Genomic DNA, 12,623 nt, shown 5'->3' on the forward strand with positions numbered 1-12,623 from the left:
TTCCTACACCTAAAAAATGAAATTCCCAAAATCAGTTTCCTACAAACCCAAAACAAAAGCAAATGCAATCGCTAAGATTTTGCAAGAACTTTATCCAAATCCTGCTGTTCCATTAGACCATCAAGATGCTTATACTTTGCTTATTTCAGTTTTGCTTTCTGCTCAATGCACCGACAAACGAGTAAATCAAGTTACGCCAATTCTTTTCGAAGAAGCTGACACTCCTAATAAAATGGTAGAGCTTACCACTGAACAAATCAAAAGTATCATCCGACCTTGTGGACTTTCGAACAACAAATCAAAGGCAATTCATCGTCTTTCAGAGATTTTGTTAGAAAAATATAGTGGAGAAGTTCCTGACAAAATGGAGCTTTTAGAAGAATTACCGGGGGTGGGACATAAAACGGCTTCGGTGGTGGTTTCGCAGTATTTTGGACAACCTGCTTTTCCTGTCGATACGCATATTCATAGACTGGCGTATCGTTGGGGACTTTCAAACGGAAAAAATGTAGTCCAAACAGAGAAAGATTTGAAAGCACTTTTTCCTAAGAAAAATTGGAATGACTTACACATTCAAATTATTTATTTTGGTAGAGAATATTGTCCTGCAAGAAGTCATAATCCCTTGGAATGTCCGATTTGTAGTAAATACGGAAATACAGAATATCTTGAAAAGTATTTAGAGGAGCAGGAAATGAAAGGAAAGTAAAATGTATGAGTTTGAAGTTCAGAAAAAACGAAAAGAGGCTTTTGTAAATTAACAATGATGTGGATAGGTTTTCTGCCAATTTTTATTATTTATGAAATACTTGAATCTTATTATTAATCCATGTCTAAATAGATTTTTTTTACTATACATCTTAAAAGAATAATTGTACATAATATCAAAAGCAAATAGATTAAGTCCAACAGAAGGTCTTACATAGTGAGCATTATTTACAAAATCAAATAAATAGTCCAATCTTGCAGTAGCAGGAGGAAGAAAAAAATTAGAAACTTCTCCAAATGCACTTACAGTTTGTCCAGTCTTATTATCACTTGTAAAACGAGAATATCCTATGCCCCATGATTTCATATTAAGGTTGAATCCACCACCACTAAAAAAGTTTTGTCCATAGGTTCTACCAAGGTTTAGTGTAAATTCATTACTTTTAGAAAGGTTGTAAGTTATTCCTGAATACCATGAGTTACCCCAAAATTTGCTTTTAGGTATATTTTCTGTAATGATGTATAATGTATCTCCTGTTATGCCTCCTACAGCCATAGTAGAGTCAGTTCGTTGCCCTAATAGTTGATTAGAAAATGCAAATGATAAGATGAAGAATAGAGTAATAAATAGATATTTCATTTTTTTGTATTTAAAAGTTCTTCCAATGTTTGTTCATTATCATCTTCTAAAGCACCAAAAGAAGTTTTAGCTAATTCTCTATCTATGTTTTGTTCTGAAATTTCTATGCTTTTATCTGCTTTTTCATATTCATCATAGCTCATAATTATAGGAGAAACCTCTAATTCCAAATCTTGATACAACAAAGAAGTATCAGAATTGACAAATTCTTCTTTTTCAGAACTTTCTTGTTCTATTTCTTGATATAAAATACCTAATCGATTTGCCAAAGCTATCAATAATTTTATATCTTGTTCCTCATTCGATTTAAAAACAATAGTTCGCATAATCTTATTATTAATACTCTTACTCCATTGACAAAACTTTAATTTTTTGATCAAATTTAGTTTCACTAGTCATTGGATTATTGAGTATTTTTTTAATTTCTATTAATCCATATCTGAAAAAAGAGTATTCATTATATCCATTTGAACAGACTCTTATTTTTGTTTTTTTATGTTTCCATTCTCCTACTTTGTAACACCAAACAAAGGCAATGGAACACAAAGCAATTAATTTAGCTATTTTATTTGGTTCTGTTAATTTTGTATTTTCTAAGTTAAAACCTTGTGATTTTAGTGCTTTAAACAACGTTTCGATTTCCCAACGTTGTTTATAAATTTCAAAAATATTATCCAATAAAACAGGTGATGCTAAATAAATATATCCTTTTTGTGTTCGACTTACAGATAAATATACCTCTGCTTCATTGACTACAAATGTTCCATCTAGTTGATAGGTTTCTGAAATCGAAAGCCCTCTACACCATGCTACAATAGACTTTGTTTTCCCTTTTCTAGTAGCTTTAAAGTTAGATTTTATACGCATTACAAAATCAAATTTTTTTGTAGCTAAATAGAAAAACCATTTTTTACCTATAAACTCTCTATCTGCTACAAGAGCAGTAATAGATAAATTAGGAAATTGATTTAAGAAATCTTCTATCAAATCAATTCGTTGTTGAGTAGCTGAATTTCCTGTCCTCGAAAGTACAGACCAACAAAGAGGAATAGATACCCCTTTATGAGCTGCTGAGAGAAGCAAAATATTAATATGCTCTTTTCCAACTTTCCAATTCGTTCTATCCAAACACAGTACGATATTTTCCCATTGTTCAATGCCTTCTAAGGAAATAATCAAATTAGTAATTGCTTGAAAATCAAGCTCATAATAATTTAAAAAGCGTTCTATACGACGTAAAGAAGAACTGTATTCTACATTCCTTTCAAACGCAGTTGCAATTTGAATTAAACCTCCTAGACCTACCTTTATAACAGCTATTACAAAAAGACCTATAAATTGAACTCGGGCTAAATGAAACCCTTTTAAATGAGAAGATAAAACACTAACTAATTTTGTAACTTTACCACTAGAAGCATACTTTGCTTTCGCCATAATTGAGAAAAATTTTGTGAGAAACTCAATTATGGCTTTTTTTTATCTAAATTTAAAATCTTTTGTCAGAGGACTGAGATTAATACTATCCAGATAATACTTTTTTAGATAAATTATTTATTGAAGTTATTAAAAAACCACTTTAAAAACAAAAAAATGAATCAAAAAGCAGATTGGAAAGTCATCGAAGAATTAAATAATATCAAATTCGAAGATATTACTTATAAAAAATCAAATGGAGTAGCTCGTATTGCCTTCAACCGTCCAGAGGTCAGAAATGCCTTTCGCCCAAAAACAGTAACCGAATTATACGTAGCTTTTTTAGATGCTAGAGAAGACACTTCTATCGGAGTAGTTTTGCTTTCATCAGAAGGTCCTTCACCAAAAGACGGAGTTTATTCGTTTTGTAGTGGTGGCGACCAAACTAAACGAGGTCATCAAGGATATGTAGGAGAAGATGGAATGCCACGCCTAAATATTTTAGAAGTTCAGCGTCTTATGCGTTTTATGCCAAAGGCTGTTATTGCTGTCGTTAATGGTTGGGCTGTTGGTGGTGGACATAGTTTGCATGTCGTTTGTGATTTGACACTTGCCAGTAAAGAACACGCCATTTTCAAACAAACGGATGCCGATGTTACCAGTTTTGATGGTGGTTATGGTTCTGCTTATTTGGCTAAAATGGTAGGACAAAAACGAGCAAGAGAAATTTTCTTTTTGGGTCGTAATTATTCAGCACAAGAAGCCTATGATATGGGAATGGTAAATGCTGTTATTCCTCACGAAGAGTTAGAAGATACGGCTTATGAGTGGGCGCAAGAAATTTTGGAAAAATCGCCTACCTCTATCAAAATGCTAAAATTTGCTTTCAACCTAACAGATGACGGAATGGTTGGGCAGCAAGTTTTTGCAGGAGAAGCTACACGCTTGACTTACATGACTGAAGAAGCAAAAGAAGGGAGAAATGCCTTTTTGGAGAAAAGAAAACCAGACTTTAAAGATATTAAGTGGATTCCTTAAATCAGTTACTAGTAAGTAGTAACCAGTAATCAGTTAAATACAATACAGGTTTTGTGTCATCATAAAATTTGTATTTGTATTTATCCTGCCTTTCATCATACAAATCATAAAAATCACTCGCTAATCAGTTAGGGTATTTTGTATTTATCTGTATTTTCAAATCCTATCAATCCTACCCATCTTTCACCATTCAGTTACAGTATTTTGAACCAAGATTACTACAAAAACTATTATCATTTAGAACGAAATCATTGGTGGTTTGTGGTGCGCCAAGAAATCTTGAAACAAGAACTTCAAAAAATCATTACATCAGAAAATAAAAATGATTTAAAAATCTTAAATATAGGCATTGCAACAGGAAAAACTACTGAAATGCTTTCTGAATTTGGAGAGGTAACTTCGGTAGAATATGATTCTGCTTGTGCTGAATTTGTAAGGCAAAAGTTAAATATTGAAGTTATTGAAGGTTCAATTTTAGAGTTACCTTTTAAAGAAAACAGTTTTGATTTGGTTTGCGCTTTTGATGTTGTAGAACACGTAGAAGACGACAAAAAAGCCGTTTCGGAAATGAGTAGAGTTTGTAAAACTAAAGGCAGAATTTGTATTACCGTTCCAGCTTTTCAAAGTCTTTGGAGTCATCATGATGAAGTAAATCATCACTTCAAACGATATAAGATGAGTGAAATTGCAAAATTATTTGATTTGCAAAGTAAAGTCTTAATCAATAATTACTCTTTTAAGATTCTTCGAAAAACCTATTTTAATTCTTTTCTATTTATTCCTATTTGGCTCTTTCGAAAACTAATTGTTCTAATTCCGAAGCAGTTTATACGAAGAGGTTCAGGTTCTGATTTTGAAATTTATAAGGGGAACAATTTTTTAGATTCTATTTTGAGAAGTGTTTTTAGGATAGAAAAAAAAATACTCCAAAAGAATATTTCGTTTTCCTTCGGAGTTTCTTTATTATTTTTTGTAGAAAAAAAGTAGCCGTTGATTATTTTTTCAAACTTCCTTTCAAAACATCAATATTCCATTCATTTTCTTTTGCTATTTCCTCTAAAACAATCATTTTCCACGAATTAGTAACCGTTTCTAATCCATTCCAAAGAACATCATTCTTGTTTTTATTTGAAAGAATAAGTGACTGGACATTTAATCCTTTATAATCTGTAAGTGCATCACGTAGGTTTGTAAAGATAATTTCTCGCTGATGAAGTGTTCTTTGATGTTGTTTTTTCTCTTGATAATATTGTTCTTTTTCTTCTGCTCGTTTGTCCAGTTCTTTAAAAAAAAGATTTTTTCTATCTGATAAATCTATCTTTGAAAGCTCAAAAAACTCATCTGCTCTTTTTTTGAAATGATGAGAAGAGCCACGCAATTTTTCCCATTCCTCTAATTTTTGAGGAGGTTTTACGACAAGCTCTGCCAAACGGTTATTTGAAATTATTCTATAATGAGGACGATTCACGCTTTTTGCTATTTCATTTCTGAGATTCCAATACATCGCAAAACGAACTGTGTTTTCCTCTGGGAATTTATATTTAATAGCTGATTTTAATGCTGAAATAGTATTTTTCTCTGCTGAATCATTCTTATTATTGGCACTTTCTGAACCAACTTCTTCTAACTTTTGCCTTTCTTCATCATACCAAGCCCATCTATCTAAGTCTTGAAGTTCTTTTTTAAGAATTTCAAAAAGCTCAAATAAATAAATTACATCAGTAGCTGCATAAATAAGTTGTGATTTCGAAAGAGGACGTTTTGCCCAATCTGAAACCTGTTCTTGTTTTTCTAATTCAATATCTAACTTTTCTTCTACCAAATTTTGAAGACCAATATCATTGCTAGATTTGAGCAAAAAACGATACATCAATGCAGTATCTTGAATATTTTTTATAGAACAATTACAAACATCTCCTACTACAATCAAATCGGAAGAAGAGCTATGAAATATCTTTTCAATCTTTGGGTTTTCTAAAACTGAAAGTAAAGGCTTTATATTTCCTTCCAACTTGACAGTATCAATTAAATATATTTTGTCTTTATCATAAATCTGAACCAAACAAAGATGTCTCCCATAATAATTATTATTATCATCAAACTCTGTATCGATAGCAATTTGAGGACATTTTTCCCATTTTAAAGCTGCTTTTTCTAGCTCTTCAAAGGTTTTGATATAAATTGGATTCGGTATTTTGGGAGGAGCTTTTTTTGCTCCTAGTTGATTGCGCTGTGCTGCGCTTAATAAATCGCCTAATGAATGATTTGAAGATGAATTTTTTGACATTTTGCTATATGAACATAATAAACCCTAAGGGTTTGAAATAATTACTTTTCTAAATTCGATAACTCTTGAAAAAGCTCTTTTTCTTTTTGAGATAATTTTGTAGGAAGTTCTACCTCAATCTTAATATACAAATCACCGAACTTTCCAGTTTGGTTATAGATTGGCATTCCCTTTCCTTTAATTCTGAATATTTTTCCATTGGCAGTTTCAGGAGAGAGAGGAAATAAAATTTTTCCTTTCATTGTTGGAACAGAAATTTTGCCTCCAAGCATTGCCTCATACAAAGAAACAGTTGCTGTGGTATGCAAGTCGTTATTTTCTCTAGTAAAATCTTTGCTTTCTTCTATTTCTACAACAACGACTATATCCTCCTCTTTTTCTCCCTTAGCTCCTAACTTGAGTTTTTGTCCGTCTTCAATTCCTTCTTTTAGTTTCAAACGGATTCTGTTTTTATCTACCGTAATTACTCGTGTAGTCCCTGTATAAGCTTCTTCAAAAGAAATGGTTGTTTTTATTTCTTTTGTTTTTGGCTTTCTTTTTATTCCTGTAGTTTCATTTTTTGCATTAGAAAGAGCTTCTTTTCCCAAATCCACTACATTTTTGAAAACATCACTCATACGTTCTCTTGTAAAAAGGTCTTTAAATTCAAAGTCTTCTTGTTGCGTTCTTTGGTAGGCATCTTTTGCTTTGTCAGCAACTTTTTGGTAGCTTCCCCAATTTCTACCCATCAAATCATATTGCGCTCTTTTTGCAGTATCGCTCAAAATATCATATGCTTCGGTAAGGTCTTTAAATCTTTTTTCGGCTAAAATATCATTTGGATTACGATCTGGATGATATTTTTTCGCAAGTTCTCTATACTTTCTTTTGATTTCTTCGGCACTTGCATTTTTACGAAGCCCAAGAATTTTGTAATAATCTTTGTATTGCATGGTGTATAAGTGTGTCGCTCGTGAGGACACGAGCAACGGCTATTTTTTTTGTTTTTATAATCTGAAGAAATTTTGCCGTTGTCCTATATTTCTACCAATCTGGTTTTCCTGTTTTACGAGGTTTTTTGCTTCTACGTTGTTGTTGTTGTAAATATTGTGCTTCATTTTGTTTCATAGCATCCAAAATCTGTTCAGCTTTTTCTTGAGAAATATCCATATCTTTCAATTTATCAGCAGCAGATTGTTGTTGTTTCTGTGCTTGTTTTTGAGCATCTTTTTCTTCTTTACTTTGGTCTTGCTCTTGATTTTCTTGTCCGTCTTGCTGGTCTTGATTTTGGTCTTCTTCACTTTTCTGTTCGTCTTGTTCCTGCTGATCTTGTTCTTCTTTTTGTTTTTCGTCTTCACTTTTATCTTTCTGTTCTTGCTCTTGTTTTTGCATTTCTATATCTAAAAGACGTTTCAAAAGCTCATAATCAAAACGAGCTTCTTCATTATGTTCATCAGCACGAAGCGCATTTTTAAAATTGACTAACGCATCTTCATAAACTTTCTTTTTGTCTTTTGGCTTTGTTTTTTTTGAACCTGCACGTTTTGCTTTCAATATTCCCACTTGCAGATTTGCAACGCTACGAACTTTATCATTTTTGCTATTTACAGCCTGTGAATAATACGTCAAGGCAGAAGAAATGGCAGATGTATCTTGCTGTTCAAAATAAGAGTGCGCCAAATTAAGTGTAACTGTTGGCTCTTCTAATTTCCAAATATTATTCATGTAAAGAAGTTCGGATGCTGCCTCTTTATATTTTTTTTCTTTATATAATTTTGTTGCTGTTTTCTTTGCGCTATTGGTTTGGAATATATACACAGGATTCCACCACTCTTGACCGAGCGAAAGACCTAAAAAAGCAAGAAGTAAAACAAGTTTTTGCATGATTTTTCTGTGAATAAATTCTATTCTAAATACAATTATTTTATTTAGGAAGGACAAGGCGTACCTTGCCCCTACAAAAATTCAAAATGATAATAATTAATCCATAATAAAAGGATAATCTTCTTGTTTATAAATATCCTTGAATGCTTCCTCTGCATCTGGAAAGTCAGATTCTTCTGCGAACTTAACAGACTCTTCTACTTTTGATTTTATATCTGCATCAATTTTATCCAAATCTTCTTGAGAAGCGTATTTTTCTTTCAAGATAACGTCTTTTACTTGTTCGATAGGGTCTTTTTTACGGTATTCGTTTACTTCCTCACGAGTACGATATTTTGCTGGGTCAGACATTGAATGCCCTTTGTAACGATATGTTCTGAACTCCAAAAGTGTAGGGCCTTCTCCACTTCTAGCTCTTTCTGCTGCTCTTGCAACGGCTTCATGAACTGCTTCTACGCTCATTGCATCCACAGCTTCTGAAGGCATATCATAAGACTCTCCAAGAGTGGACAAATCAATTACATTTGATGTTCTTTCAACAGAAGTTCCCATTGCATAACCATTGTTTTCAATGACAAAAATAACAGGGATTTTCCAAAGCATAGCCATATTGAAAGCTTCATGGATTGCTCCTTGACGAACTGCACCATCTCCCATATAACAGATACAAAGGTTACCAGTTTCGTTATATTTTTCTGCAAAACCAATACCTGCACCCATCGGAACTTGCGCCCCAACAATACCGTGTCCACCCATAAAATTGACTTCTTTGTCAAACATGTGCATAGAGCCACCTTTTCCCTTTGAGCAACCTGTTTCTTTACCAAAAAGCTCTGCCATTACTGCATTTGGAGAAGTTCCCAGTCCGAGTGGATGAGCATGGTCTCTATAAGCTGTTATCCATTTATCGTCTTTTGTAAGTGCCGAAACTGCTCCAGCTACACAGGCTTCTTGTCCGATATACAAATGACAAAAACCTCTAATTTTTTGCTGTCCGTAAAGCTGCCCTGCTTTTTCTTCAAACTTACGCATGAGTTGCATGTCTTCGTACCATTTCATATATACCTCTTTTGAGAAAGAAGATTTTTTGGCTGAAGTTTTTGAAGTTGTTTTTTTTGTAGCCGTTTTAGCTGGTGCTTTGCGAGTTGGCTTTTTAGTTGTTGTTTTGCTTGTGTTTTTTGCGTCGCTCATAATTATAGAGTTGTATAGATAGTGGCGTTTGTGCTTTTTTGTGTCTAATTAAAATGTCTTTTTATAGTAAGGCAAGTTACCAATTTTTTAAGAAAAACGATAATTTCATTTTGATAGAATGTTTTATTTAATAATTTTTCCATCTATAAAGTGTTGAATGTCTTTTGCTAACTTTCTATTATAACCTAAAAAAATCAAGTAGTTTATCAAAAAACCAAAACTAAAGAAAACAGGTAAAAATATAAAAAAGCCAATAGAATCATAATAACCGTAGAAAATAGAAAATAAAGCAGGGAAACAAGCAAAAAAGACCAACATAATAAAAAGAATAATACCTGTCTTAAAGTTATGATGTGGAGTAATGATTACTTCTACAATTGTTTCAAGTGGATTACTTTTATTTTCTTTTATTGTTCCCTGTGCTGTTGGTGGATGGTCTTTATTTCCTCTTGAACGTCTTCCAATTTCAAATGTATTTTTTTCTATTTTACCATGATAACTTAATGGCACAAGCTCAAATATAGATTTTTTCTTAGGTTCTAGACTAATTTTGCTTTCTAATCTTTGTATCACTTTTTGAGTAGAAAGAGAAGTTTGGTAAGTAATTTTTTTTATTGGAAGTAAAGCATATAAAAATTTCATGATTTGAATAAGTTTTATACAGGTAGAGCAATTTAATAAATTTGAAACTCTCAAGGTTTTAGATTAAGAGTTTCAAGTTTATACAACTGCTAAAAAGTCAGAAGATTCATATTATTTCCCTAAACATACAATTTTTCTTTTCTTTCTTTGGATGTTATTTGAGTAGGAATAATCAAACGGTTACTTCTGTCATAGGTAAAATAATTCCAAATCCAACTAGTCAGAATAAGCAATCTGTTTTTAAAACCAATGATAAACATTAAATGAACAAAAAGCCATACAAACCACGCAAAAAAGCCTTGAAAACTCATTTTGTTAGGCAAATCTACAACGGCACGATTTCTTCCAACTGTTGCCATACTTCCTTTATCAAAATATTTAAATGGTTTCATTTCTTTTTTATTAAGCATTCTCTTTAAGTTGTCGCCTAGTGTTTTTCCTTGTTGCATTGCTACTGGTGCAAGCATTGGAAAGCCTTTTGGATGGTCTTCTGAAACCATTGCAGCAATATCGCCAAGTGCAAAAATATTTTTTAGTCCTTTTACTCTACTATATTCATCTACTATAATTCGGTTTCCTTTCAGAATTGCTTCTTCTGGAAGTCCTTTTATTAAATTTCCTGTTACTCCTGCTGCCCAAACGAGTGTTGTGGAAGGTAAATTCATTCCATTAGAAAGCTCCACATGATTTCCATCAAATTCTTTTACACTTACTTCTTTCCAAATCTGAACTGTAAAGTCTTTAAGGTATTCTTCTGCTTTCTTACTTGCATTTTCAGTCATTCCACCTAAAAGCTTCTCTCCAGCTTCCACCAAATGAATTTGCATTTTTCTAAAGTCTAGTTCGGGATAATCTTTTGGCAAAACATGTAATTTCAATTCTCCCAAAGCACCAGCCACTTCTACACCAGTAGGACCTCCACCTACAATAACTACATTCATAAGTGATTGTTGCTCTTCGATAGTTTCGGCAAGTTGTGCCTTTTCAAAATTTCTCAACAAATGATTTCGAATCGCTAAAGCTTGAGGAACTTGCTTGAGTGCAAATGCTTTTTCTTCAATGGATTTATTGCCATAAAAATTAGTTTTCGAACCGTTTGCAATCACTAAATAATCGTATCGTAGAGTTCCTAAGTTTGTCTCAACTGTATTTTTGTCGTGCTGAATTTCTGTAACAGTAGCCACTCTAAAGTAAAAATCAGATTTATTTTTCTTATTCTTCAAAACTTTACGCAAAGGACCTGCAATGGCATCAGCTTCTAATCCTGCTGTTGCTACTTGATATAAAAGAGGTTGAAAAGTATGAAAGTTATATCTATCAATCATCACAATTTGAGCATCAACAGAACGCAGTTTTTTGGAAAGTTCCAGTCCTGCAAAACCTCCTCCAATAATCACAATACGTGGTTTGTTGGCAGCAGGAATGTGTAGTTCTGATGTAAAGTTGAGTTCCGAAGTCGTTGCAGGGATTAACATAATAAATTAATTTTATTAAAAAGACGTTTTAGGATTTTAGTCGTTTACTTAAACGCAAAATAGCTTAGTAAGTTTAAATTATCAGACTATTTTGAAACCTTTTCAAGGGTGTATAAAAAAACCTATCTATTTCTTTATGAAATAGATAGGTTTTTAGTTTTTATAAAAAGCTTAAAAATTACGCAATAGTAATTCCTTCGTTCAAATAAACATCTTGAATAGCATTTAGAAGTTCCACACCTTCATTGAGTGGTCTTTGGAAAGCCTTACGACCAGAAATAAGACCAGCACCACCAGCACGTTTGTTGATAACGGCTGTTTTAACTGCTTCTGCCATATCTGATGCGCCAGAAGATGCTCCTCCAGAGTTAATCAAACCAATTCTGCCCATATAACAATTGGCTACTTGATAACGGCAAAGGTCAATAGGATTATCAGAAGAAAGCTCTGAATATACTTTTTTGTGTGTTTTTCCGAAATCAATATTATTAAAACCACCATTATTTTCAGGTAATTTTTGTTTGATAATATCAGCTTGAATAGTTACTCCAATATGATTTGCTTGTGAAGTAAGGTCAGCAGCAACGTGATAATCTACTCCATCTTTTTTGAAAGCACTATTACGAGCATAACACCAAAGAATAGTTGCCATTCCAAGTTCGTGCGCTCTTTCGAAAGCTGCAGCTACTTCTTGAATCTGACGAGTAGATTCTTCCGAACCAAAATAAATAGTTGCTCCAACAGCTACTGCACCCAAGTTCCAAGCTTCTTCTACCGAACCAAACATAATTTGGTCGTATTTATTTGGATAAGTAAGAAGTTCGTTATGATTGATTTTTACAATAAATGGAATTTTGTGAGCATATTTTCTTGACATCAAAGCAAGGTTTCCATAAGTTGTCGCAACGGCATTACAACCTCCTTCGATAGCTAAATTAACGATATTTTCTGGGTCAAAATAATCTGGGTTTGGTGCAAACGATGCTCCTGCTGTATGTTCAAGACCTTGATCAACTGGAAGAATAGAAACATAACCTGTATTAGCCAAACGACCCGAACCATAAAGCTGTCCCAAACTGCGCAATACTTGTGGGTTGCGATTTGAGTTAGCAAAAATTTTATCTACAAAATCAGGACTAGGAACGTGTAAACGCTCTTTAGAAATAGCAGGTGTAGAAAAATTAAGAAGAGTTTCAGAATCTTTACCTAAAAGTTCAGAAACACGGTCAGTAGAAAGATTTGCAGTATGCACCATAAATAATTTGAGGAAAAATGACAGAAAATGAATTAGTAAAATCTTTGCTCTTATAAATAAGAGAATAAGGAAAATCAAGTAGATTTTTCTTAAAAGTGCTACAAAGGTACA

Annotated in this window: 13 protein-coding genes; 3 read left to right on the forward strand and 10 right to left on the reverse strand. The window is 32.9% G+C overall.

Annotated elements, in window-relative coordinates; all coding sequences use genetic code 11:
- Positions 1-16: 16 nt before the first annotated feature.
- Complete coding sequence (gene nth, locus WAF17_RS17145) at positions 17-709, forward strand: endonuclease III (RefSeq protein ID WP_338762211.1); 693 nt, start codon at positions 17-19, stop codon at positions 707-709.
- A gap of 48 nt (positions 710-757) precedes the next feature.
- Here the strand turns inward: nth and WAF17_RS17150 are convergent, their stop codons facing one another.
- From WAF17_RS17150 to WAF17_RS17160, 3 genes are read right to left on the reverse strand one after another with little or no spacing between them, the layout of a single operon-like run.
- The gene (locus WAF17_RS17150) at positions 758-1,348 is read right to left on the reverse strand and encodes a hypothetical protein (RefSeq protein WP_338762213.1); all 591 of its coding nucleotides are present in this window, start codon (positions 1,346-1,348) and stop codon (positions 758-760) included.
- Positions 1,345-1,674, reverse strand: a complete 330-nt coding sequence (locus WAF17_RS17155; protein ID WP_338762215.1) for a hypothetical protein — start codon at positions 1,672-1,674, stop codon at positions 1,345-1,347. The genes WAF17_RS17150 and WAF17_RS17155 overlap by 4 nt, the downstream gene beginning before the upstream one ends.
- 19 nt (positions 1,675-1,693) lie before the next feature.
- Positions 1,694-2,782 (reverse strand): IS4 family transposase, encoded by a 1,089-nt coding sequence (locus WAF17_RS17160; RefSeq protein ID WP_338760955.1) that lies wholly within the window; start codon positions 2,780-2,782, stop codon positions 1,694-1,696.
- A 156-nt stretch (positions 2,783-2,938) separates the two neighbouring features.
- On the opposite strand from WAF17_RS17160, the gene WAF17_RS17165 reads away from it, so the two are divergent.
- Together WAF17_RS17165 and WAF17_RS17170 are read left to right on the forward strand one after the other, a co-directional pair.
- The gene (locus WAF17_RS17165; protein ID WP_338762216.1) at positions 2,939-3,799 is read left to right on the forward strand and encodes a 1,4-dihydroxy-2-naphthoyl-CoA synthase; all 861 of its coding nucleotides are present in this window, start codon (positions 2,939-2,941) and stop codon (positions 3,797-3,799) included.
- A 204-nt stretch (positions 3,800-4,003) separates the two neighbouring features.
- Positions 4,004-4,786 (forward strand): class I SAM-dependent methyltransferase, encoded by a 783-nt coding sequence (locus WAF17_RS17170; RefSeq protein WP_338762217.1) that lies wholly within the window; start codon positions 4,004-4,006, stop codon positions 4,784-4,786.
- Between the two features lie 7 nt (positions 4,787-4,793).
- Here the strand turns inward: WAF17_RS17170 and WAF17_RS17175 are convergent, their stop codons facing one another.
- The 7 genes from WAF17_RS17175 to WAF17_RS17205 form a co-directional block, all read right to left on the reverse strand.
- Positions 4,794-6,086 (reverse strand): ribonuclease D, encoded by a 1,293-nt coding sequence (locus tag WAF17_RS17175; protein ID WP_338762219.1) that lies wholly within the window; start codon positions 6,084-6,086, stop codon positions 4,794-4,796.
- Between the two features lie 41 nt (positions 6,087-6,127).
- The gene (locus WAF17_RS17180) at positions 6,128-7,018 is read right to left on the reverse strand and encodes a J domain-containing protein (protein WP_338762221.1); all 891 of its coding nucleotides are present in this window, start codon (positions 7,016-7,018) and stop codon (positions 6,128-6,130) included.
- Between the two features lie 91 nt (positions 7,019-7,109).
- Positions 7,110-7,949, reverse strand: coding sequence for a hypothetical protein (locus WAF17_RS17185; protein ID WP_338762222.1), 840 nt, complete (start codon positions 7,947-7,949; stop codon positions 7,110-7,112).
- A gap of 96 nt (positions 7,950-8,045) precedes the next feature.
- On the reverse strand, positions 8,046-9,140 hold the full coding sequence (pdhA, locus tag WAF17_RS17190; RefSeq protein ID WP_338762223.1) for a pyruvate dehydrogenase (acetyl-transferring) E1 component subunit alpha: 1,095 nt from the start codon (positions 9,138-9,140) through the stop codon (positions 8,046-8,048).
- A gap of 123 nt (positions 9,141-9,263) precedes the next feature.
- Complete coding sequence (locus WAF17_RS17195) at positions 9,264-9,782, reverse strand: hypothetical protein (protein WP_338762224.1); 519 nt, start codon at positions 9,780-9,782, stop codon at positions 9,264-9,266.
- A 119-nt stretch (positions 9,783-9,901) separates the two neighbouring features.
- Entirely contained in the window at positions 9,902-11,257 is a 1,356-nt protein-coding gene (locus WAF17_RS17200; RefSeq protein WP_338762225.1) for an NAD(P)/FAD-dependent oxidoreductase, read from the reverse strand.
- 178 nt (positions 11,258-11,435) lie between these two features.
- Positions 11,436-12,512 carry a class I fructose-bisphosphate aldolase gene (locus WAF17_RS17205; protein ID WP_338762228.1) on the reverse strand — a complete coding sequence of 359 codons (1,077 nt, stop codon included), beginning with the start codon at positions 12,510-12,512 and terminating at the stop codon, positions 11,436-11,438.
- Positions 12,513-12,623 lie beyond the last annotated feature (111 nt).

Source organism: Bernardetia sp. ABR2-2B (assembly GCF_037126435.1).
GTDB lineage: Bacteria > Bacteroidota > Bacteroidia > Cytophagales > Bernardetiaceae > Bernardetia.

Bases quoted from the DNA above. Each gene is read 5' to 3' on its own strand.
- nth (WP_338762211.1), top strand. From the start codon at position 17: ATGAAATTCCCAAAATCAGTTTCCTACAAACCCAAAACAAAAGCAAAT.
- WAF17_RS17150 (WP_338762213.1), bottom strand. From the start codon at position 1,348: ATGAAATATCTATTTATTACTCTATTCTTCATCTTATCATTTGCATTT.
- WAF17_RS17155 (WP_338762215.1), bottom strand. From the start codon at position 1,674: ATGCGAACTATTGTTTTTAAATCGAATGAGGAACAAGATATAAAATTA.
- WAF17_RS17160 (WP_338760955.1), bottom strand. From the start codon at position 2,782: ATGGCGAAAGCAAAGTATGCTTCTAGTGGTAAAGTTACAAAATTAGTT.
- WAF17_RS17165 (WP_338762216.1), top strand. From the start codon at position 2,939: ATGAATCAAAAAGCAGATTGGAAAGTCATCGAAGAATTAAATAATATC.
- WAF17_RS17175 (WP_338762219.1), bottom strand. From the start codon at position 6,086: ATGTCAAAAAATTCATCTTCAAATCATTCATTAGGCGATTTATTAAGC.
- WAF17_RS17180 (WP_338762221.1), bottom strand. From the start codon at position 7,018: ATGCAATACAAAGATTATTACAAAATTCTTGGGCTTCGTAAAAATGCA.
- WAF17_RS17185 (WP_338762222.1), bottom strand. From the start codon at position 7,949: ATGCAAAAACTTGTTTTACTTCTTGCTTTTTTAGGTCTTTCGCTCGGT.
- pdhA (WP_338762223.1), bottom strand. From the start codon at position 9,140: ATGAGCGACGCAAAAAACACAAGCAAAACAACAACTAAAAAGCCAACT.
- WAF17_RS17195 (WP_338762224.1), bottom strand. From the start codon at position 9,782: ATGAAATTTTTATATGCTTTACTTCCAATAAAAAAAATTACTTACCAA.
- WAF17_RS17200 (WP_338762225.1), bottom strand. From the start codon at position 11,257: ATGTTAATCCCTGCAACGACTTCGGAACTCAACTTTACATCAGAACTA.
- WAF17_RS17205 (WP_338762228.1), bottom strand. From the start codon at position 12,512: ATGGTGCATACTGCAAATCTTTCTACTGACCGTGTTTCTGAACTTTTA.